Annotated in this window: 17 protein-coding genes and 1 pseudogene; 3 read left to right on the top strand and 15 right to left on the bottom strand. The window is 63.9% G+C overall.

Translation table 11 applies throughout. The features are described from left to right. The first annotated feature begins 19 nt into the window (after nucleotides 1–19). From XH89_RS18540 to XH89_RS18530, 3 genes are all read left to right on the top strand, one after another. Nucleotides 20–2,002 carry a PAS domain S-box protein gene (locus XH89_RS18540; RefSeq protein ID WP_194461910.1) on the top strand — a complete coding sequence of 661 codons (1,983 nt, stop codon included), beginning with the start codon at nucleotides 20–22 and terminating at the stop codon, nucleotides 2,000–2,002. Then, on the top strand, nucleotides 1,999–2,670 hold the full coding sequence (locus XH89_RS18535) for a response regulator transcription factor (protein WP_194461909.1): 672 nt from the start codon (nucleotides 1,999–2,001) through the stop codon (nucleotides 2,668–2,670). Before XH89_RS18540 ends, XH89_RS18535 begins: the two co-directional genes overlap by 4 nt. Nucleotides 2,671–2,788: 118 nt before the next feature. Then, a complete protein-coding gene (locus tag XH89_RS18530) occupies nucleotides 2,789–3,151 on the top strand; it encodes a response regulator transcription factor (protein ID WP_371825162.1) in 363 nt (120 codons plus the stop codon). A gap of 9 nt (nucleotides 3,152–3,160) precedes the next feature. On the opposite strand, the gene XH89_RS18525 is transcribed toward XH89_RS18530, so the two are convergent. From XH89_RS18525 to XH89_RS18455, 15 genes and pseudogenes are all read right to left on the bottom strand, one after another. Beyond that, nucleotides 3,161–4,132 carry a tripartite tricarboxylate transporter substrate binding protein BugD gene (locus XH89_RS18525; protein ID WP_194461908.1) on the bottom strand — a complete coding sequence of 324 codons (972 nt, stop codon included), beginning with the start codon at nucleotides 4,130–4,132 and terminating at the stop codon, nucleotides 3,161–3,163. A gap of 173 nt (nucleotides 4,133–4,305) precedes the next feature. Next, nucleotides 4,306–5,547 carry a threonine synthase gene (locus tag XH89_RS18520; protein ID WP_194461907.1) on the bottom strand — a complete coding sequence of 414 codons (1,242 nt, stop codon included), beginning with the start codon at nucleotides 5,545–5,547 and terminating at the stop codon, nucleotides 4,306–4,308. A gap of 185 nt (nucleotides 5,548–5,732) precedes the next feature. Then, a complete protein-coding gene (lpdA, locus tag XH89_RS18515) occupies nucleotides 5,733–7,154 on the bottom strand; it encodes a dihydrolipoyl dehydrogenase (protein WP_194461906.1) in 1,422 nt (473 codons plus the stop codon). Between the two features lie 17 nt (nucleotides 7,155–7,171). Then, nucleotides 7,172–7,402: a hypothetical protein gene (locus XH89_RS18510; RefSeq protein WP_194461905.1), complete on the bottom strand. Its 231-nt coding sequence runs from the start codon at nucleotides 7,400–7,402 to the stop codon at nucleotides 7,172–7,174. Between the two features lie 26 nt (nucleotides 7,403–7,428). Then, nucleotides 7,429–8,781 (bottom strand): pyruvate dehydrogenase complex dihydrolipoamide acetyltransferase, encoded by a 1,353-nt coding sequence (locus XH89_RS18505; protein WP_194461904.1) that lies wholly within the window; start codon nucleotides 8,779–8,781, stop codon nucleotides 7,429–7,431. 62 nt (nucleotides 8,782–8,843) lie between these two features. Beyond that, nucleotides 8,844–9,296 (bottom strand): nucleoside deaminase, encoded by a 453-nt coding sequence (locus tag XH89_RS18500; RefSeq protein ID WP_194461903.1) that lies wholly within the window; start codon nucleotides 9,294–9,296, stop codon nucleotides 8,844–8,846. A 3-nt stretch (nucleotides 9,297–9,299) separates the two neighbouring features. Continuing rightward, entirely contained in the window at nucleotides 9,300–9,602 is a 303-nt protein-coding gene (locus tag XH89_RS18495; RefSeq protein ID WP_194461902.1) for a DUF5076 domain-containing protein, read from the bottom strand. Nucleotides 9,603–9,605: 3 nt separating this feature from the next. After that, entirely contained in the window at nucleotides 9,606–10,988 is a 1,383-nt protein-coding gene (locus XH89_RS18490) for a pyruvate dehydrogenase complex E1 component subunit beta (RefSeq protein WP_194461901.1), read from the bottom strand. 29 nt (nucleotides 10,989–11,017) lie between these two features. Then, nucleotides 11,018–12,040, bottom strand: coding sequence for a pyruvate dehydrogenase (acetyl-transferring) E1 component subunit alpha (gene pdhA / locus XH89_RS18485; RefSeq protein WP_194461900.1), 1,023 nt, complete (start codon nucleotides 12,038–12,040; stop codon nucleotides 11,018–11,020). A gap of 152 nt (nucleotides 12,041–12,192) precedes the next feature. Further along, nucleotides 12,193–12,537 carry a DUF779 domain-containing protein gene (locus tag XH89_RS18480; protein ID WP_194461899.1) on the bottom strand — a complete coding sequence of 115 codons (345 nt, stop codon included), beginning with the start codon at nucleotides 12,535–12,537 and terminating at the stop codon, nucleotides 12,193–12,195. 67 nt (nucleotides 12,538–12,604) lie between these two features. Continuing rightward, nucleotides 12,605–14,122: an aldehyde dehydrogenase gene (gene adh / locus XH89_RS18475; RefSeq protein ID WP_194461898.1), complete on the bottom strand. Its 1,518-nt coding sequence runs from the start codon at nucleotides 14,120–14,122 to the stop codon at nucleotides 12,605–12,607. A 151-nt stretch (nucleotides 14,123–14,273) separates the two neighbouring features. After that, nucleotides 14,274–15,233 carry a GAF domain-containing protein gene (locus XH89_RS18470; RefSeq protein WP_194461897.1) on the bottom strand — a complete coding sequence of 320 codons (960 nt, stop codon included), beginning with the start codon at nucleotides 15,231–15,233 and terminating at the stop codon, nucleotides 14,274–14,276. A 193-nt stretch (nucleotides 15,234–15,426) separates the two neighbouring features. Further along, nucleotides 15,427–15,744, bottom strand: a complete 318-nt coding sequence (locus XH89_RS18465) for a septum formation initiator family protein (protein ID WP_194468539.1) — start codon at nucleotides 15,742–15,744, stop codon at nucleotides 15,427–15,429. Nucleotides 15,745–15,858: 114 nt separating this feature from the next. Next, the gene (locus XH89_RS18460; RefSeq protein ID WP_194461896.1) at nucleotides 15,859–16,410 is read right to left on the bottom strand and encodes an NADPH-dependent FMN reductase; all 552 of its coding nucleotides are present in this window, start codon (nucleotides 16,408–16,410) and stop codon (nucleotides 15,859–15,861) included. 180 nt (nucleotides 16,411–16,590) lie between these two features. Continuing rightward, nucleotides 16,591–17,585, bottom strand: a pseudogene (locus XH89_RS18455) (MBL fold metallo-hydrolase). Between the last annotated feature and the right edge of the window lie 76 nt (nucleotides 17,586–17,661).

The raw sequence follows: 17,661 nt of genomic DNA, 5'->3' as shown, positions 1-17,661 counted from the left end.
GGCGCCAGGAGCGTCTGCGATGAAGCCTCGCCGAGCAGTAACGTTCGGGAAGTCAGCCGCGCAATTCCTCGCCGGCTGCGTCAGGCAAGCTGTTACCACGAAACCGCACACCGATCCCGATGACGGCTGGATCGAGGCGGTCAAGCAGTGGCAGCAGGTCTTCGAGCATAACCCGGTCATGTATTTCATGGTCGATCCGACCGGAACCGTGATCAACGTGAACACGTTCGGCGCCGCGCAGCTGGGCTATACGGCCGCAGAGTTGATCGGCCGATCCGTGCTGGATGTCTTCTTCGAAGAGGATCGCAATTTCGTCCGCGCGTGCGTCGCGCTGTGCCTCGAGACCGTCGATCAGTCCCACACCTGGGAGATCCGGAAGGTGCGTAAGGACGGCTCGGTGCTGTGGGTGCGCGAGAACGCCAAGACCATGGTGCGAGCCGATGGCGGTCCAATCGTGCTTGTGGCGTGCGAGAACATCACCGAGCGCAAGGAAGCGGAGAATGCGCTGCGACAGAGCGAGGCTTATCTCGCCCAGGCGCAGGAATTGAGCCACACCGGCAGTTTCGGCTGGCGGGCCGCAACCGGCGAGATCACCTGGTCCAAGGAGACCTATCGCATCTTCGAATGCGATGAGGGCAGTACGCCGAAGATCCCAGTCATGCTCCAGCGGATCCATCCGGAGGACCGGCTCGCGGTGCAACAGACCACGGGGCGGGCCGCGCGCGAGGGAAAAGATTACGATCACGAGTACCGGCTGGTGATGGCCGACGGCTCCATCAAGTACGTCCGGGCGGTGGCCCGGGCCACGCGGGATTCCGCCGGTCAGGTTGAGTTTGTGGGATCGGTGAGCGATATCACGGCGACCAAAGAGGCGCTGCGCCGGCTTCGCGAGAGCGAACAGCGCTTTCGCGACTACGCCGAGACCGCATCTGACTGGTTCTGGGAGACGGGGCCAGACCACCGCGTGACCCTGATATCGGAGCATTCGGATACCGCCACCGCCCCGGCGGGCCTGATCGGGCTCACCCGTTGGGACATCGCTCCGGACGCGGATCTCGAACCCGAAAAATGGCGGCAACACCGGGCGGCGCTCGACGCCCACGTTCCATTCCGCGACCTGGTGTATCGCAGCAAAGACCGCAACGGGCAGCCGATCTATGTCCGCACCAGCGGCAAACCATTCTTTGACGCCGAGGGTGCCTTTCTGGGTTACCGTGGCGTCTGCACCGACATCACTGCGGCGATCCGAGCCGATCAGGCCGAAGACGCGCTGCGCAAGGCCCAAGCCGAGCTGGCCCATGTGACGCGCGTCACGACGCTAGGGGAGCTGACGGCCTCCATTGCCCACGAAATCAATCAGCCGCTCGCCGCCGTGATCGCAAATGCCGATGCCTGCCTCACCTGGCTGCAGCGCAGTCCGCCCGATTTCGCAGCGGCCCGCCGCTCCGTGGAATGGATCATCGAGGACGGCACGCGTGCCAGCGACGTCATCCGTCGCGTTCGGGCGCTTGCCAAGCGATCTGACGTCGAGATGGTTCCGCTCGACGCCAACGTGGTCGTGCGCGAGGCCGTCGCGCTCGTGCAGCGCGAGATGGCCAGCCATGCCGTGTCGGTGCGGATGGAGCTGTCGTCCGCGCTGCCCAAGATCTTTGGCGATCGAATCCAATTGCAGCAGGTCCTCATCAACCTGATCATGAACGGCATCGAGGCCATGGAAGGCGTCCATGATCGCCCGCGCGAGCTGACGATCCGCTCAGCGGCCGGTGACGACGAGGCGGTGCTGGTGAGCGTCAGCGACTGCGGCATGGGCATCTGTGAACAGGCGATAGACCGCCTGTTCATGCCGTTCTTTACGACGAAGTCCTCCGGCATGGGTATGGGGCTATCGATCTGTCGCTCCATCATCGAGGCTCACGGCGGACGACTTTCCGCCGGACCGAACCAAGGGCGCGGCGCGACCTTCCAGATCACCCTGCCCCGCCATTGTGGGGAAACATCGTGACCGAGCACGCGGAGCCTCCGGCGCGGCAGGAGAACGGCGATCAGCCAATCGTCTTCATCGTCGACGACGACGTGTCCATGCGGCGTGCGCTCACCAATCTGTTCGAGTCGGTCGGCCTCAAGGTCGAAGCATTCGGCTCGGCCCCTCAACTGCTCCAGGCCAAGCCGCCGGAAGTCCCCAGTTGCCTGGTGCTGGACATCCGCCTGCCCGGAGTCAGCGGCCTTGAGCTGCAGTCCGATCTGGCCAAGGCCAACATCCACACCCCGATCATCTTCATTACCGGCCACGCTGACATTCCCATGACCGTTCGAGCCATGAAAGGCGGCGCGATCGATTTCCTGACCAAGCCGGTCCGCGACCAGGACATCCTGGACGCAGTGCAGGCTGCGATCGAGCGAGACCGCAAGCGCCGCGATCTCAACAAGACGGTCTCGAACGTCAGATCGCGCTTCGAGTCACTCAGTTCGCGCGAGCGGGACGTATTGGCTCTGGTGACGTCCGGCCTGATGAACAAGCAAGTGGCTGCCCAACTCGGGTTGGCCGAAATCACCGTCAAGATTTATCGCGGCCAGATCATGCGCAAAATGGGCGCGAAGTCGCTGGCCGACCTCGTGAGAATGAGTGAGGCGCTCGGCATTCGGCCCGGCCCGTCCGACGTACAAACCTAAGTATGAGTTTGCAACGGTGAGTGGCAGGTCCACCCTGCATGTTCAGGTTGGACCGCGCGACGGCAAGCGCAATCCCGGGCGAGGAGCGGACGTCTTGTCAGCGGCTTCGGTCATTTCGGTGCTCGATGACGACCCCTACGTGCGGGCGGCGATCAACAATCTCTTGCGGTCGCGCGGGTATATCGTCCACACATTCGCCTCGGCCGAAGAATTCTTGGGCTCCAGCGATTCCAACCGTACCTCCTGCGTCGTCGCCGACGTGCACATGCCGTCCATGACCGGAATCGATTTGTTGACGGAGATGCGCGCGCAGGGTTCGGCTACGCCGTTCATCTTGATCACAGGTTTCCCGGATGAGGGGCTTCGCATCCGGGCGCTCGAAGCCGGGGCAGTCTGTTTTCTCGGGAAGCCGTTCCGCCCCGCGGATCTGATGCAATGCCTGCAGAGGGCGCTGGCAGCAGGTGACGACGTCACGAAGTGACGTCCCGCCTCAATCCACCTTGATGTTCGCCGCCTTGATCATCGGCCACCACTTTGCGATCTCGGCCTTCTGCCTGACGCCGAGCGCCTCCGGCGTGAGTTGATCCTTCGGCGTCATCTCCAGACCCTGGCTTTCGAGCTGCTTCCTCACGGCGGGATCGTTCAGCGCGTCTACGGCGGCGGCGTTCAGCTTGGCAATGATCTCCTTTGGCGTGCCCTTCGGCACCCACATTCCCGACCACAGCGTCATGTTGAAGCCTTTCAGACCCGCCTCGTCGGCGGTCGGAATCTCGGGCGCCGAGGCGAGGCGCTTGTCGTCGGTGACGGCGTAGGCGCGGATGGTGCCGGCGCGAACCTGGTTGATGGAGTTCGAGGTCTGGTCGACAATGATGTCGATCTGGCCGGCGATGAGATCGTTCAGCGCCGGCGCGGTGCCGCGATACGGCACATATTGCAGCTTGATGCCGGAGACGCTTTCGAAATAGACGCCGGCGATGTGGCTGCCGGAGCCGGCGCCCGCGGTGCCTGCGGTCGGCGGCGTCGGCCGCGACTTCAACCATTCCACCAGCTCTTTGAGCGAGGTCGCCGGCACCGCGTTCTTGCTGACCACGATCATCGGATTGCTCGGCAAGAGCACCACCGGTTCGAGATCGGCGACGAGATCGTAATTGAGCTTGTAGACCGCGCCGTTGGCCACGTGTGTACCGAGATGACCGAACGAGATGGTGTAGCCATCGGGCGGCGCGTGGACGGCGCGCCCCACCCCGATCGAACCGCCGGCGCCGGTGACGTTCTCGATCACCAGCGGCTGGCCTAGCGACTGACGCATCCGCTCGGCGAGCACCCGCGCCATCGCATCCGACGGGCCGCCGGCCGCGAAGGGAACGACGATGGTGATGGGATGCGAGGGATAATCGTCGGCGCGCGCGGTGGCGGTGAGGGCGAGAAATCCGATCAGCCCGGCCCAGACGGCCTTCTTCATTGTGATCTCCCCGAGGATTCTTGTTTTTTACCTCTCCCCACTTGCGGGAAGAGGTCGAATTGCGCCTCAATTCGGGTGAAGGGCAGCCTCCGCAAATTCAGCTGTTACCGTCCCCGCGGAGAGTCCCCCTCATCCCGACCCTCTCCCCGCAAGCGGGGCGAGGGAGAAGCAAGTCAGAACTGCGCGTAATCGATCGGCTTGTGGCGATCGAGCGTGCGGGTGACCGGCGGCAGCGGATATTTCAGGCCGGTCGCGCAATTGAACAGCATGACGCGGTCGGTCTTCGAGACGCGGCCGTCGGCGAGGCTCTCCTTGTAGGCAGCGTAGGTCGCAGCGCCCTCGGGGCATAGCAGCAGCCCCTCCTCGCGCGCGACCTCGTTCAGCGCCGCGGAGATCTTGTCGTCGTCGACGGCAATGGCAAAACCCTTGCTCTCGCGCACCGCGCGCAGAATGAGAAAATCGCCGATCGCCTGTGGGACGCGGATGCCGGAGGCGATGGTGTGGGCGTCCTCCCAGCGCGTGGCATGCTCGGTGCCGGCCTCATAGGCGCGCACCATCGGCGCGCAGCCGGAGGCCTGCACCGCGACCATGCGCGGACGCTTGGAGCCGATGAAGCCGATCTTCTCGAGCTCGTCGAACGCCTTCCACATGCCGATCAGGCCGGTGCCGCCGCCGGTCGGATAGAAGATCACGTCGGGCACGTCCCAGCCGAGCTGCTCGGCAAGCTCGAGGCCCATCGTCTTCTTGCCTTCGATACGGTACGGCTCCTTCAGCGTGGAGGTATCGAACCAGCCGACCTTGGCCTTGCCCTCGCCGACGATCTTGCCGCAATCATCGATATAGCCATTGACGCGGTAGACGGTCGCGCCCTGAAGCTCGATCTCGCTGACATTCACCTCCGGCGTATCGGCCGGGCAGAAGATCGTGGTCTTGATGCCGCAGCTCGTCGCGTAGGCCGCGAGCGCTGCGCCGGCATTGCCGTTGGTCGGCATCGCCATGTGCTTGATGCCGAGCGCCTTGCCCATCGACACCGCCATGACCAAGCCGCGCGCCTTGAACGAGCCGGTCGGCAGCCGTCCCTCGTCCTTGACGATGATCTCGCCGCCGCCGAGCTTCTTGCCAAGCTTGGGCAGCCGGATCAGCGGCGTCGTGACCTCGCCGAGCGAGACGATGTCCTTGCATTTGCGCACCGGCAGCAGCTCGCGGTAGCGCCACATGTCGCCGGGACGTTGGGCGAGCGCATCCTTGGTCAGCGCCTTCTTGACGCCGGCAAGGTCGTAGCGCACGAGCAGCGGCTTGCCGGCTTTCGATAGGTTGTGGACCTGGTCGGCGGCGTAATGATCGCCTTCCATGGCGCATTCGAGATGCGTGACGAAGGTCGGGCGTTCGATGGTCAGGTTGTCGTTGTCGTGCATGGGTTCATTCCCTCTTCTTGTTTTGGCTTTTCCAGTGTTGGTCCCGTCACCCTGAGGTGCCGGAGCGAAGCGGAGGCCTCGAAGGGCGACGGCCCGACTGCTGCATCTCGGCCGCTCATCCTTCGAGGCTCTGCCAACGGTGCTTTGCACCGCTGGCCTCGCACCTCAGGATGACGGGTCTGACCTCAGATATTCAGCACCCGCCCGTACGCATCCAGCACGGCCTCCTTCATCATTTCCGACAGCGTCGGATGCGGGAACACGGTGTGCATCAGCTCTTCTTCCGTCGTCTCCAGGTTCATGGCGACGACGTAGCCCTGGATCAGCTCGGTGACCTCAGCGCCGACCATGTGGGCGCCGAGCAGCTGGCCAGTCTTCTTGTCGAAGATGACCTTGACCAGGCCCTGGTCCTCGCCAAGCGCAATCGCCTTGCCGTTGCCGACGAAGGGGAAGCGGCCAACGCGGATCTCGCGGCCACTCTCCTTGGCCTTGGCTTCGGTGAGACCGACCGAGGCGACCTGCGGATGGCAATAGGTGCAGCCCGGGATCATGTTCTTATCCATGGGATGCGGATGCAGGCCCTTGATCGCCTCGATGCAGATCACGCCCTCATGCTCGGCCTTGTGAGCGAGCATCGGAGGACCGGCGACGTCGCCGATGGCGTAGATGCCGGGAACGTTGGTCTTGCCGTAGCCGTCGATCACGATGCAGCCGCGATCAGTCTTCACGCCGAGCTTTTCGAGGCCGAGGTTCTCGATATTGCCGACGACGCCGACCGCTGAGATGACGCGCTCGAACTCAGTCGTCACAGGCTTGCCCTTGCCGTCGTCGATGGTGGCAATGACGCTGTCGGCCTTCTTCTCCAGCTTGGTCACCTTGGTCGAGGACATGATCTTGATGCCCTGCTTCTCCAGCCGCTTGCGCGCAAGGCCGGCGATCTCGGCGTCCTCGACGGGCAGGATCTGCGGCAGCACCTCGACCACGGTGACGTCGCTGCCCATGGTATGGAAGAACGAGGCGAACTCGATGCCGATCGCGCCGGAGCCGACCACCAGGAGCGACTTCGGCATCCGCTCGGGCACCATCGCTTCAAAGTAGGTCCAGATCAGCTTCTTGTCGGGCTCGAGGCCCGGCAGCACGCGCGGCCGCGCCCCGGTCGCGACGATGATGTGCTTGGCCTGATAGGTCCCCTCGCCTAGCGTCCCCTTGGGCGCCTCGACGTCGGACTTCTTCACGGTGATCTTGCCGGGTGCGTCGATCGAGGCCGCGCCCCAGATCACGCTGACCTTGTTCTTCTTCATCAGGAAGCCGACGCCGTCGTTCAGCCGCTTGGAGACGCCGCGCGAACGCTGCACCACCGCCTTCGGATCGAACGAGACCTTCTCCGCCGACAGGCCATAGTCCTTGGCGTGCTGCATGTAATGATAGATCTCGGCCGAGCGCAGCAGCGCCTTGGTCGGAATGCAGCCCCAGTTCAGGCAGATGCCGCCGAGATAGGATTTCTCGACGATCGCGGTCTTGAAGCCGAGCTGAGCGGCGCGGATCGCGGTGACGTAGCCGCCGGGGCCGGAGCCGATGATGATGACGTCGAAGGATGTATCGGCCATTGCGGCTCCCATTCAACTCAAACCGTTGCACCGCGGGCGCGGCGTTTTGAAACAATCGACCTGACCAGCCACTCGACGATGCAGATCGAGATCAGAATCGCAAACCCGACCAGGGCGATCGGCTGCGCAATGCTGCGCGAGAGCTGCTCGCCGCTGACGAATGCATCGTGCAGGATTTCCGTGCCGATCGGGCTGACGAGAACGATGATCGACAGCAACATCGAAATCCAGGGCCAGCGCGTTCGCATTCAACGTGGTCCTATCAGCGACAGCTTCAGACCATCATCATGACGGGGTTTTCGATCAGCTGCTTGAAGGCGCCGATCAGCTCGGCGCCGAGCGCGCCGTCGATGGCACGGTGATCGCAGGACAACGTCACGCTCATCATTGTTGCGATCTCAATCTTGCCGCTCCGCACCACCGGCCGCTCCTCGCTGGTGCCCACAGCAAGGATCGTGGCATGCGGCGGGTTGATCACCGCCGTGAAGTCCTTGATGCCGAACATGCCGAGGTTGGAGACGGCCGTGGTGCCACCCTGGTATTCCTCAGGCTTCAGCTTGCGGGAACGCGCGCGCGCGGCAAAATCCTTCATCTCGTTGGAGATGGTCGAGAGCGTCTTGGTCTCGGCCTTGCGGATGATCGGCGTGATCAGGCCGCCCGGCATCGCCACGGCAACGCCGACGTCGGAATGGTGATGCTTGACCATGCCTGACTCGGTCCAGCTGACATTGCAGTTCGGGATCTTCTGCAGCGCCACCGCCATCGCCTTGATGACGAAGTCGTTGACCGAGATCTTGTAGAGCGGCTTCTTCTCCTTGTCCTTCGGCGCGGCCGCATTGATCTCCTCGCGCGCGGCGAGCAGCTTGCCGATGTCGCAGTCGATTGTGAGATAGAAGTGCGGGACGTTCTGGATCGACGCGGTCAGGCGCTGCGCGATGGTGCGGCGCATGCCGTCATGCGGGACGATGTCGTAAGAGCCGGGCTCGAACAGCGACAGGATCTGCTTGTCCGACATGGTCGGCGCGATCGAGGACGCGCCTGCGGAGGACGCCGCGGCGGGCGCCTTGAGGCCCTTGCCTGACTTGGCCTGCTCGACGTCGCGCGCCACCACGCGGCCGTGCGGGCCGGTGCCGGTGACCATGCCGACGTCGATGCCGGCTTCCTTGGCAAGACGCCGCGCCAGCGGCGATGAGAACACACGGCCGGCATGGCCGTTGCTCTGCGCGGCCGGTGCAGCAGCCTGAGGCGCCGGAGCGGCAGCAGGTGCCGGTGCAGCCTTGGGCGCAGCAGGCGCAGGAGCCGGTGCCGCAGCGGGAGCTTCGGCGGCTTTCGGAGGCGCGGCGGAGGCGCTGGGCTTGGCGCTGCCAGCAGCCTTCACGTCCTCGCCCTCGCCGGCGAGCACCGCGATGACATCGTTGACCGGGACGTCCTGCGTGCCTTCGGGCACGAGGATCTTGGCGATGGTGCCCTCGTCGATGGCCTCGACCTCCATGGTGGCCTTGTCGGTCTCGATCTCGGCGATGACATCGCCTGACTTGACCTTGTCGCCTTCCTTCTTCAGCCACTTGGCGAGGTTGCCCTTCTCCATCGTCGGCGAAAGAGCTGGCATCAGGATGTTGATGGGCATGCTGACCTCACGAAGAACTTCTCAAAACGTCGTCTCCGACAATGAAGACGAACAGACCGGGTTTAGTTGCCGATGTCGCCTTGCCACAGGCGCTCATTGGCAGGGATGGAACGCCAATTCTTCATCATGGTGATGGAGCGGTCGTCGGCAAGGTCGATCCAGGGAATCCCGAACTTGTCGAGAATGTCCTTGGAGCCCTCGAAGGTGACGGATTCTCCGATCACCACGAGCTTGACCTTGAACAAAGCGAGCGCGCCGGCACACATCGAGCATGGCGACAGCGTGGTGTACATGACGGTGTCGTGGAACGAGATCGCGCCGGCTTCGCGCAGGCAGCTCATCTCGCCGTGCAGGATCGGATTGTTCTCCTGCACGCGGTTGTTGTGGCCGCGGGCGATGATCTTGTCGCCGCGCGTCAGCACCGCGCCGATCGGCAGGCCGCCTTGCGCGATCGAGGCCTCGGCCTCGCGGATCGCCTCCAGCATGAAATCATAATGGTGCGCTTCGATCGCCACGGGTCAGTGTCCCTTCCCGCGCGGCGTCGTGGTGCCGGCGTCTGTGGGACGTTCGATCTCGGCCTGGAACATGTCGAGGATCCGGTTCAACGCGTCCTCCTCGGTGTATTCGCTCTCGCGCGCATAGGCGCGCGCGGCGTGGCGGGCGAGATCGACTAGCAGCAGGCCCCACATGTCGGGCTCCTCGAAGGCGCGCTGGAACGCCATCGACAGCCCGCCATCCAGCACGAACACGCGCAGGATCTCGACCGCATCGTCGCGGGTCATGACGTCGGGCGGCAGTGGCTGTTCCTTGGGGCCCGCCATGGTCTACCTGTAGCAGACGGCTTTTGCGGCCTCGACGACTTCTGCCGCCGAGGGCAGCGCGAGCTTCTCCAGGTTCGCGGCGTAAGGCATCGGCACGTCCTTGCCTGCAACGCGCGCAACCGGCGCATCCAGATAGTCGAAGGCGTTCTCCATGATGCGCGCGGCGATCTCGGCGCCGACGCCACTTTGGGCCCAGCCCTCTTCCACCGTGACGGCACGCCCCGTTTTCTTGACCGAGTTGACGATGGTCTCGGTGTCCATCGGACGCAGCGTGCGCAGGTCGATCACCTCGGCCTCGATGCCCTCCTTGGCGAGCTCGTCGGCGGCCTTCAGGGCATAGGTCATGCCGTTCGACCAGGAGATGATACTGACGTGGCTGCCGGAACGAACGATGCGCGCCTTGCCGATCGGGACGATGAAATCGTCGAGCTTCGGCACTTCGCCGGTGTGACCGTAGAGCACCTCGTTCTCGAGGAAGATCACCGGATTGGGATCGCGGATCGCGGCCTTGAGCAGGCCCTTGTAGTCGGCGGCCGAGAACGGTGCGACGACCTTGAGACCCGGGACGTTTGAATACCAGGCCGAATAGTCCTGGCTATGCTGGGCGGCGACGCGCGCGGCTGCGCCGTTGGGGCCGCGGAACACGATCGAGCAGCCCATCTGACCGCCGGACATGTACAGCGTCTTGGCCGCGGAGTTGATGATCTGGTCGATCGCCTGCATGGCGAAATTGAAGGTCATGAACTCGACCACCGGCTTCAACCCGGTCATGGCGGCACCGACGCCGACGCCGGCAAAGCCGTGCTCGGTGATCGGGGTGTCGATCACGCGCCTCGCGCCGAACTCCTGCAGCAGGCCCTGCGTCACCTTGTAGGCGCCCTGATATTCGGCGACCTCCTCGCCCATCACGAACACGTCGGGGTCGTGGCGCATCTCTTCGGCCATCGCGTCGCGCAGCGCTTCGCGGATGGTCTGGGTGACCATCTCGGTGCCGGCGGGCACTTCGGGATCAGGCTCGGCGACGGCCTGCGGTGCGGGCGCGGCCTTGGGCGCGGGCGCCTCGGCCTTGGCAGCCGCGGGCGGCGCGGATTCAGCAGCCTTCGCGGCCGGCGCAGGTGCTTTCGCAAGATCGGCGGCACTCTCGCCATCGGCGAGGATGGTCGCGATCGGCGTGTTCACGGCGACGTCGGCGGTCCCTTCCGGAATCAGGATCTTGCCGAGCGTGCCCTCATCGGTCGCCTCGACCTCCATGGTGGCCTTGTCGGTCTCGATCTCGGCGATCACGTCGCCGGACTTGATCGTCTCGCCCTCTTTTTTAAGCCATTTGGCGAGGTTGCCCTTTTCCATCGTGGGCGACAACGCGGGCATCAGCACTTGAATTGGCATATCGACTCCAAAAGAAAGCTTGCGCGCGTTTAGCGGTAAACGTCGGTCCAGAGCTCGGCGGCATCCGGCTCGGGATCATGTTGGGCAAAGTCGGCGGAGGCGTTGACGATGTCACGCACCTCAGCGTCGATCGCCTTGAGGTCAGCCTCGCTCACCTTGGCCGCAAGCAGGCGGTTGCGCACCTGCTCGATCGGATCCTGGTCGTGGCGAACCTTCTCGACCTCCTCGCGCGTGCGGTATTTGGCGGGATCGGACATCGAGTGACCGCGATAGCGGTAGGTCTGCATCTCCAGGATGAAGGGGCCCTTGCCGGCACGGCACCAGGCCGCAGCCTCGTCGCCCGCGGCCTTGACGGCGCGGACATCCATGCCGTCGACCTGCTTGCCGGGGATGTTGAACGACACGCCGCGCTTGGAGAAATCCTGCTGCGCCGATGCGCGCGAGACCGCGGTGCCCATCGCGTAGCGGTTGTTCTCGATGACGTAGATCACCGGCAGCTTCCAGAGCTCCGCCATATTGAAGCTCTCATAGACCTGGCCCTGGTTGGCCGCGCCATCGCCGAAATAGGTGACGCTGACATTGCCATTGCTGCGATAATTGTTGGCAAAGGCAAGACCAGTGCCGAGCGAGACCTGCGCACCGACGATGCCGTGGCCGCCGTAAAAGTGCTTCTCCTTGCTGAACATGTGCATGGAGCCGCCCTTGCCCTTGGAATAACCGCCGCGGCGGCCCGTGAGCTCGGCCATGACGCCGTTGGCGTCCATGCCGGTGGCCAACATGTGGCCATGGTCGCGATAGCCGGTGATGACCTGATCGCCCTCTTTCAGGGCCATCTGCATACCAACTACCACGGCCTCCTGGCCGATATAGAGATGGCAGAAGCCGCCGATCGCGCCCATGCCGTAGAGCTGGCCCGCTTTTTCCTCGAATCGCCGGATCAGAAGCATGTCGCGGAGCGCTTTCAGCTCCTGCTCTCTTGTGAATTCCGGAGGCGAAGCGCCGTCGGTTTTGTCGTGTGGGCTGCTTGCGGCGGCTTTCTTGGGGGCGGCCATGAGAATTCCGGGTCAGAGAAAACTAAGCCCTCTCTAACCCAACTCAAACGCCCTTGGAAAGCACCGCAGCGCCGCGACGCGATTTTCATTATGCCGCACTGCAACGTGGGTGGAAATATTGCAAAATCTTTTGCACTGATTGCGTAACAAATCTAACCGCTGCGGTCGGCTGAACAGATTCGCGACCGGGTCAAGAACCTCCTCTCCGTCCCGTTGTCCAATGAAAACATCCCGCCGCGCCCGGGAACGACGTCAATGATGAGGTCGGTGTGCTTCCAAATCTCGTATTGCTGCCCCCCGATATAGAAGGGCATGCCACCAATATGGCCGAGCAGCACATCGCTCTCGCCGACGGCGAATTCGCCGGCCGGGTAGCACATCGGCGATGAGCCATCGCAACAGCCTCCCGACTGATGAAACAGCACCGGGCCGTGATCCTTGCAGATCTCGGCCAGGAGCTCGAGTGCAGCCTCAGTGGCGCTGACCTTGTCATTCATGGCTGCCATCTCACCGGCACAGGGCAGCGCAACGGGAGAATTGCACTGCCCTGCCCGGACTGCCCGATCAGAAGAAGCCGAGCTTCTTCGGGCTGTAGCTGACCAGGAGGTTCTTGGTCTGCTGGTAGTGATCGAGCATCATCTTGTGGGTCTCGCGACCGATGCCCGACTGCTTGTAGCCGCCGAACGCCGCGTGCGCGGGATAGGCGTGGTAGCAGTTGGTCCACACGCGGCCCGCCTGGATGGCCCGGCCGAAGCGGTAGCAGCGGTTGGCATCACGGCTCCAGATGCCGGCACCGAGACCGTAGAGCGTGTCATTGGCGATCGACAGCGCCTCCTCGTCGGTCTTGAAGGTCGTGACCGACACGACGGGTCCGAAGATCTCCTCCTGGAAGATCCTCATCTTGTTGTTGCCGTGGAACACCGTCGGCTGGATGTAGAAGCCGCCGGCGAGATCGCCGGAGAGGTTTGCGCGCGCGCCGCCGGCCAGAACCTTGGCACCTTCTTGCTTACCGATGTCGATATAGGAAAGAATTTTCTCCAACTGCTCGCTGGAGGCCTGTGCGCCGATCATCGTCGCGGCATCGCGCGGATCACCCTGAACGATGGCGGCGACGCGCTTGAGCGCGCGTTCCATGAAGCGGTCGTAGATGGATTCGTGCACCAGTGCCCGGCTCGGACAAGTGCAGACCTCGCCCTGGTTGAGCGCGAACATGACGAAGCCTTCGACCGCCTTGTCGAGGAAATCGTCGTCCTCGGCCAACACGTCCTTGAAGAAGATGTTCGGCGACTTGCCGCCGAGCTCCAGGGTGACCGGGATCAGATTCTGGCTGGCATATTGCATGATCAGCCGGCCCGTCGTGGTCTCGCCGGTGAAGGCGATCTTGGAGATGCGGGGGCTGGAGGCGAGCGGCTTGCCGGCCTCGAGGCCAAAGCCGTTGACGATGTTGACCACGCCGGGCGGCAAGAGGTCGCCGACGAGCTCGGCCCAGACCAGGATCGAAGCCGGCGTCTGCTCGGCGGGCTTTAGCACCACGCAATTGCCGGCGGCGATCGCAGGCGCGAGCTTCCAGCAGGCCATCAGCAGCGGGAAGTTCCAGGGGATGATCTGGCCCACGACGCCGAGCGGCTCATGGAAATGATAGGCGACGGTGTCCTGATCGATCTCGGAGAGATTGCCTTCCTGCCCGCGAATGGCGCCGGCGAAGTAGCGGAAATGGTCGATCGCAAGCGGCAGGTCGGCGGCGCGGGTTTCGCGGATCGGCTTGCCGTTGTCCCAGGTCTCGGCGATCGCGAGCCGCTCGAGATTCTCTTCCATGCGATCGGCGATCCTGTTGAGGATGATCGCGCGTTCGACGACGCTGGTGCGACCCCAGGCGTCCTTGGCCGCATGCGCGGCGTCGAGCGCAGCTTCAACGTCCTGCGCGTCGGAGCGGGCGATTTTGCAGACGACCTGCCCGGTCACGGGCGAGGCGTTATCGAAGTACTTGCCCGTCCGCGGGGCCACCCATTTGCCGCCGATGAAATTGTCATAGCTTGCGGCGAACGGATTCTTCGTGAGATTGAGGAATTCCACCTTGTTCATTGATCACTCCCGATGTTGATGTTTGCGCAAATCGTCGTGTGCTCACGACTTGCGCCAACGATCTCGCGGAAGGTGATTTCTGTCAGCCCGGGTGGATGCGATGTAGGTGCGGACCTGTCGCAGAACTGCGACAGTCGCAAGGCAATAGCACTCAGTGCTTCAGCTCGAACTGCTTCAGCTTCCTGTGCAGCGTGGCGCGGCTGATGCCGAGAGCCTTGGCAGCTGCCGAAACGTTGCCACCGGCACGGAGCAGCGCCCGCTGCACCACTGCGCGCTGGCCGCCAGCCAGATGATCCCGCGCGGCATCGCCGCCGAGCAGATCTGCCGCGGGAACCGGTTGCAGCGCCCGGCCCGGCGCGATCCCGAATCCCGCCCTCGCCGACCGGCTCGCACCAATCACGAGATCATCCGCGTCGACCGCGACGAGGCCAATGGATTGGCCGTCCGGTCCCGGCGTCAGCACGATACGGGCTTCAGCGAAGGCGCGGCGAAACAGGTCAGCTTCGATCCGCCTCGCCGCCTCACCGGCCGCCAGCGCGATCAGGCTGGAGAAGGCATCGGTGCGGTCGGCACGGCAGGAGGAGACGTCGAGCACGCCGACAAAGGCCGCCTCATGGTCGTAGATCGGAACGGCGGTGCAGCTCAGCAGCGTGTTGCGGGTGAAGAAATGCTGGTCGCGATCGATCGTCAGCGGCCGCTGCTCGACAACGCAGGTGCCGATGCCGTTGGTGCCCTCGTGCTCCTCGCTCCAGAGCGCACCGGTCCAGAGGCCCCAGGATTGAAACGTCGTGTCGTCGGCCGACGTGCCCCGCCGGTCGACCGGCACCCCCTCGCCGTCGGCGAGCAGCACACAACAGCCGCTTGCGCCGACCGCCTGATAGAGCCGGTCCATGGCGCCTTGCGCGGCGGCCAGCAGTGGCGCGACGCGCTCGCGCGCCTGTCGCAGCTCAGGGTCGCTCAGACGCAACGGCGCGCTGCGGCCGCAGGGATCGAGATGATGCAATCGGGAGGAACGGCGCCACGAGGCCACGAGCGCGGAACGAGCCGCCTGGCCTGATGCAATAGCGGCCTCGACACGAGCCGCGTGATGCCGGGGCATTGACCCATCCATCACCGTTTCCTCCGGGAAGCAGTCTAAGCGGCGCCTTGCACACCCCGATTGATCTCCGTCAACCTTTGGCGGCATCGCGCCGGGCTAGGAGTGCCCGGCGCGCCGCGCCGGCGTCAAGGTGGCGGTTCGAAGTACGAATTCCGGAACGATGAACGGGCGCTTTCGCGGCCCGTTTCGAATGGCGCGGAAAGCGCTAGTTCTGCGGGATCATCCGAACGAGATCGTGCGGATTGACGTAGTCGAGCTGGAACCGGGCTCGCTCGTCCAGCATGTCAGGATCGATCCTCTCGGTGCGCAACAGCGACACGCGCTGCTCGCTCCGGGCGCGCTCGCGCTTGAGCTGGGCGAGCTCGCTGGTCAGCGCGATGATCTCCTGGTCGAGCTCCTGGCGGGCGTTGAGGCCGTATTTGCCGGTGTAGGCGTTGACGCCGAAATAGCCGACGATGGCGGCCGCCATCGCATAGAGGGCAAGACCGGTCAGGATCGATTTGAGGCGGGCGCGGGAGACCATTTTGGCAAGATGGGCCAGCTTGGTTAAGGGAGTGCTAATTGCGCCGACCGCAGTCGTCATGCCCGGGCTTGTCCCGGCCATGACGGAGAGCTGGGCAACCTCGGCTGAGAAACCTCAGCCGTGGTGCTTGGCGACGTGCGCAGCAAAAGCGTCGAGATAGGCCCGGAGCACGCCCTTCAGCGAGTCCTTGGTCAGGTTGCCCTCGGCATCGAAGGCATCGCCGACCGCATTCAGATAGGTCTCGGGCTGCTGCATGATCGGGCCAGAGATGCCGGGCAGGATGTTCTGCAGCGTCTTGGCGGCGCTGACGCCACCGAGCGCGCCCGGCGAATTGGAGATGATGCCGACCGGCTTGCCGTTGAACGAGCTCTTGCCATAGGGCCGCGAGGCGACGTCGATGGCGTTCTTGAGCACGCCCGGGATGGCGCGGTTGTATTCCGGCGTCACGAAGATGACGCCGTCGGACTTCTGGAGTTTTTCGCGGAAGGCGAGCCAGTCGGCGGGCGGCGCGCCCTCGAGATCCTGGTTGAAGAACGAGATGCCCGCCGGCGTGATGACGTCGAGCTTGAGCGATGCCGGCGCGAGCTCGGCGAGCGCGTTGGCGATCTTCAGCGAGAAGCTGTCCTTGCGCAGACTGCCGGCGATCACGACGATATTGTAGGCCATTGGGTGTCCTTGAGGCTTGAGCGGAAGTGCCTGATGGCACTTAAGCGATGTGGGCCAATGGATGCAAGTGCATGAACCGGTCCGATTTGGAAACGCTGCGTTTCGCGAAAGCAGATGGTCACTCAAACAATCAGGCCGCCAGACGGCGGCCCGACGTTTCGCGCAAATCTGAAGATCGGATCAGATCGTCGGATTCCAGGCCGACGGGATCAGGCGATACTTCGCGCCATCCTTCTCGACATGGCCAACCGAGGGGAAGGTGAAGTGGAAACCGATGACGGTCGCCTTCTCCGCCGCTGCCATGTCGTAGAATTTGTGACGGGTCTCCTGCGCCATCGCGCCGTCGGTGTCGAAGGCGACGTGCCAGTCCGGATTGCGGAGGAACAGTTCCGGAATGTTGGTGACGTCCGACTGGATCAACACCTTCTTGTCGCCCGAGGCGACCGCGAATGAAGTATGGCCGGGCGTGTGGCCGGGCGTTCCGATCGAGGTGATGCCGGATACGACCTCTTTGCCCCATTCGTACTTCGTCACCTTGGACTCGATGCCGGCGAAGGTCTTCTTCACGTTGGCGAAGTAGTTCTTCATCATGTCGCTGGAGGCCTTGCCCGCGTTCTCCTCGCTGGCCCAGAACTCCCAATCCTTCAGCGGCACCATGATCTCGGCGTTCGGGAAGGCCATCGAGCCGTCGGCCAGGCGGATGCCGTTGGTGTGGTCCGGATGCAGATGCGAGAGCAGCACGACGTCGATGCTCTTCGGGTCGATGCCGGCGGCCTGCAGGTTTTGCAGGGTACGGCCGACTGCGCCCTTGCTGGGCTCCAGGTTGGCGACGCCGTTGCCGGTATCGATCAGCACGAGCTTGGAGCCGGTGTTGATCAGCTGCGGATTGAACGGGACAGTGACCATCCCCTTCGGCATGTAGGCGGCATCGGCGGCGGCAAGCGCCTCGTCCTTTGGGATGTTCGTGACGAACTTGTCCGGCATCGGAAAGCTGCGTGCACCGTCATTTATCGAGGTGCACTCGAAGCTGCCGACCTTGTAACGTAGAAGCCCGGTGCCTGAGCGCCGGCTTGCGGCACTGCGGCATTGGCGGTGGACGGCCGGAGGCCGGTCGCGGCAGCCGCACTGATGGCGGCCGCGCCTGCGAGCAGATGACGGCGATTGAGATCGATCATGAAGATGTCCCCTTCTGAGCGCGCGTTGCGGTTTTTCCGCTTTCAACGCGGCGGAATAATCTTCCGCTTCGCTCAG

The sequence above is a fragment of the Bradyrhizobium sp. CCBAU 53340 genome (assembly GCF_015291645.1).
In the GTDB taxonomy this organism is placed as follows: Bacteria; Pseudomonadota; Alphaproteobacteria; order Rhizobiales; family Xanthobacteraceae; genus Bradyrhizobium.
This window is presented reverse-complemented; position numbering and strand designations above follow the sequence as displayed.

Coding starts and splice junctions, on each gene's coding strand:
- XH89_RS18480 (WP_194461899.1), bottom strand. CDS start 12,537: ATGAATGACAAGGTCAGCGCCACTGAGGCTGCACTCGAGCTCCTGGCC.
- adh (WP_194461898.1), bottom strand. CDS start 14,122: ATGAACAAGGTGGAATTCCTCAATCTCACGAAGAATCCGTTCGCCGCA.
- XH89_RS18540 (WP_194461910.1), top strand. CDS start 20: ATGAAGCCTCGCCGAGCAGTAACGTTCGGGAAGTCAGCCGCGCAATTC.
- XH89_RS18505 (WP_194461904.1), bottom strand. CDS start 8,781: ATGCCCATCAACATCCTGATGCCAGCTCTTTCGCCGACGATGGAGAAG.
- XH89_RS18495 (WP_194461902.1), bottom strand. CDS start 9,602: ATGGCGGGCCCCAAGGAACAGCCACTGCCGCCCGACGTCATGACCCGC.
- XH89_RS18510 (WP_194461905.1), bottom strand. CDS start 7,402: ATGCGAACGCGCTGGCCCTGGATTTCGATGTTGCTGTCGATCATCGTT.
- pdhA (WP_194461900.1), bottom strand. CDS start 12,040: ATGGCCGCCCCCAAGAAAGCCGCCGCAAGCAGCCCACACGACAAAACC.
- XH89_RS18460 (WP_194461896.1), bottom strand. CDS start 16,410: ATGGCCTACAATATCGTCGTGATCGCCGGCAGTCTGCGCAAGGACAGC.
- lpdA (WP_194461906.1), bottom strand. CDS start 7,154: ATGGCCGATACATCCTTCGACGTCATCATCATCGGCTCCGGCCCCGGC.
- XH89_RS18520 (WP_194461907.1), bottom strand. CDS start 5,547: ATGCACGACAACGACAACCTGACCATCGAACGCCCGACCTTCGTCACG.
- XH89_RS18490 (WP_194461901.1), bottom strand. CDS start 10,988: ATGCCAATTCAAGTGCTGATGCCCGCGTTGTCGCCCACGATGGAAAAG.
- XH89_RS18465 (WP_194468539.1), bottom strand. CDS start 15,744: ATGGTCTCCCGCGCCCGCCTCAAATCGATCCTGACCGGTCTTGCCCTC.
- XH89_RS18525 (WP_194461908.1), bottom strand. CDS start 4,132: ATGAAGAAGGCCGTCTGGGCCGGGCTGATCGGATTTCTCGCCCTCACC.
- XH89_RS18470 (WP_194461897.1), bottom strand. CDS start 15,233: ATGGATGGGTCAATGCCCCGGCATCACGCGGCTCGTGTCGAGGCCGCT.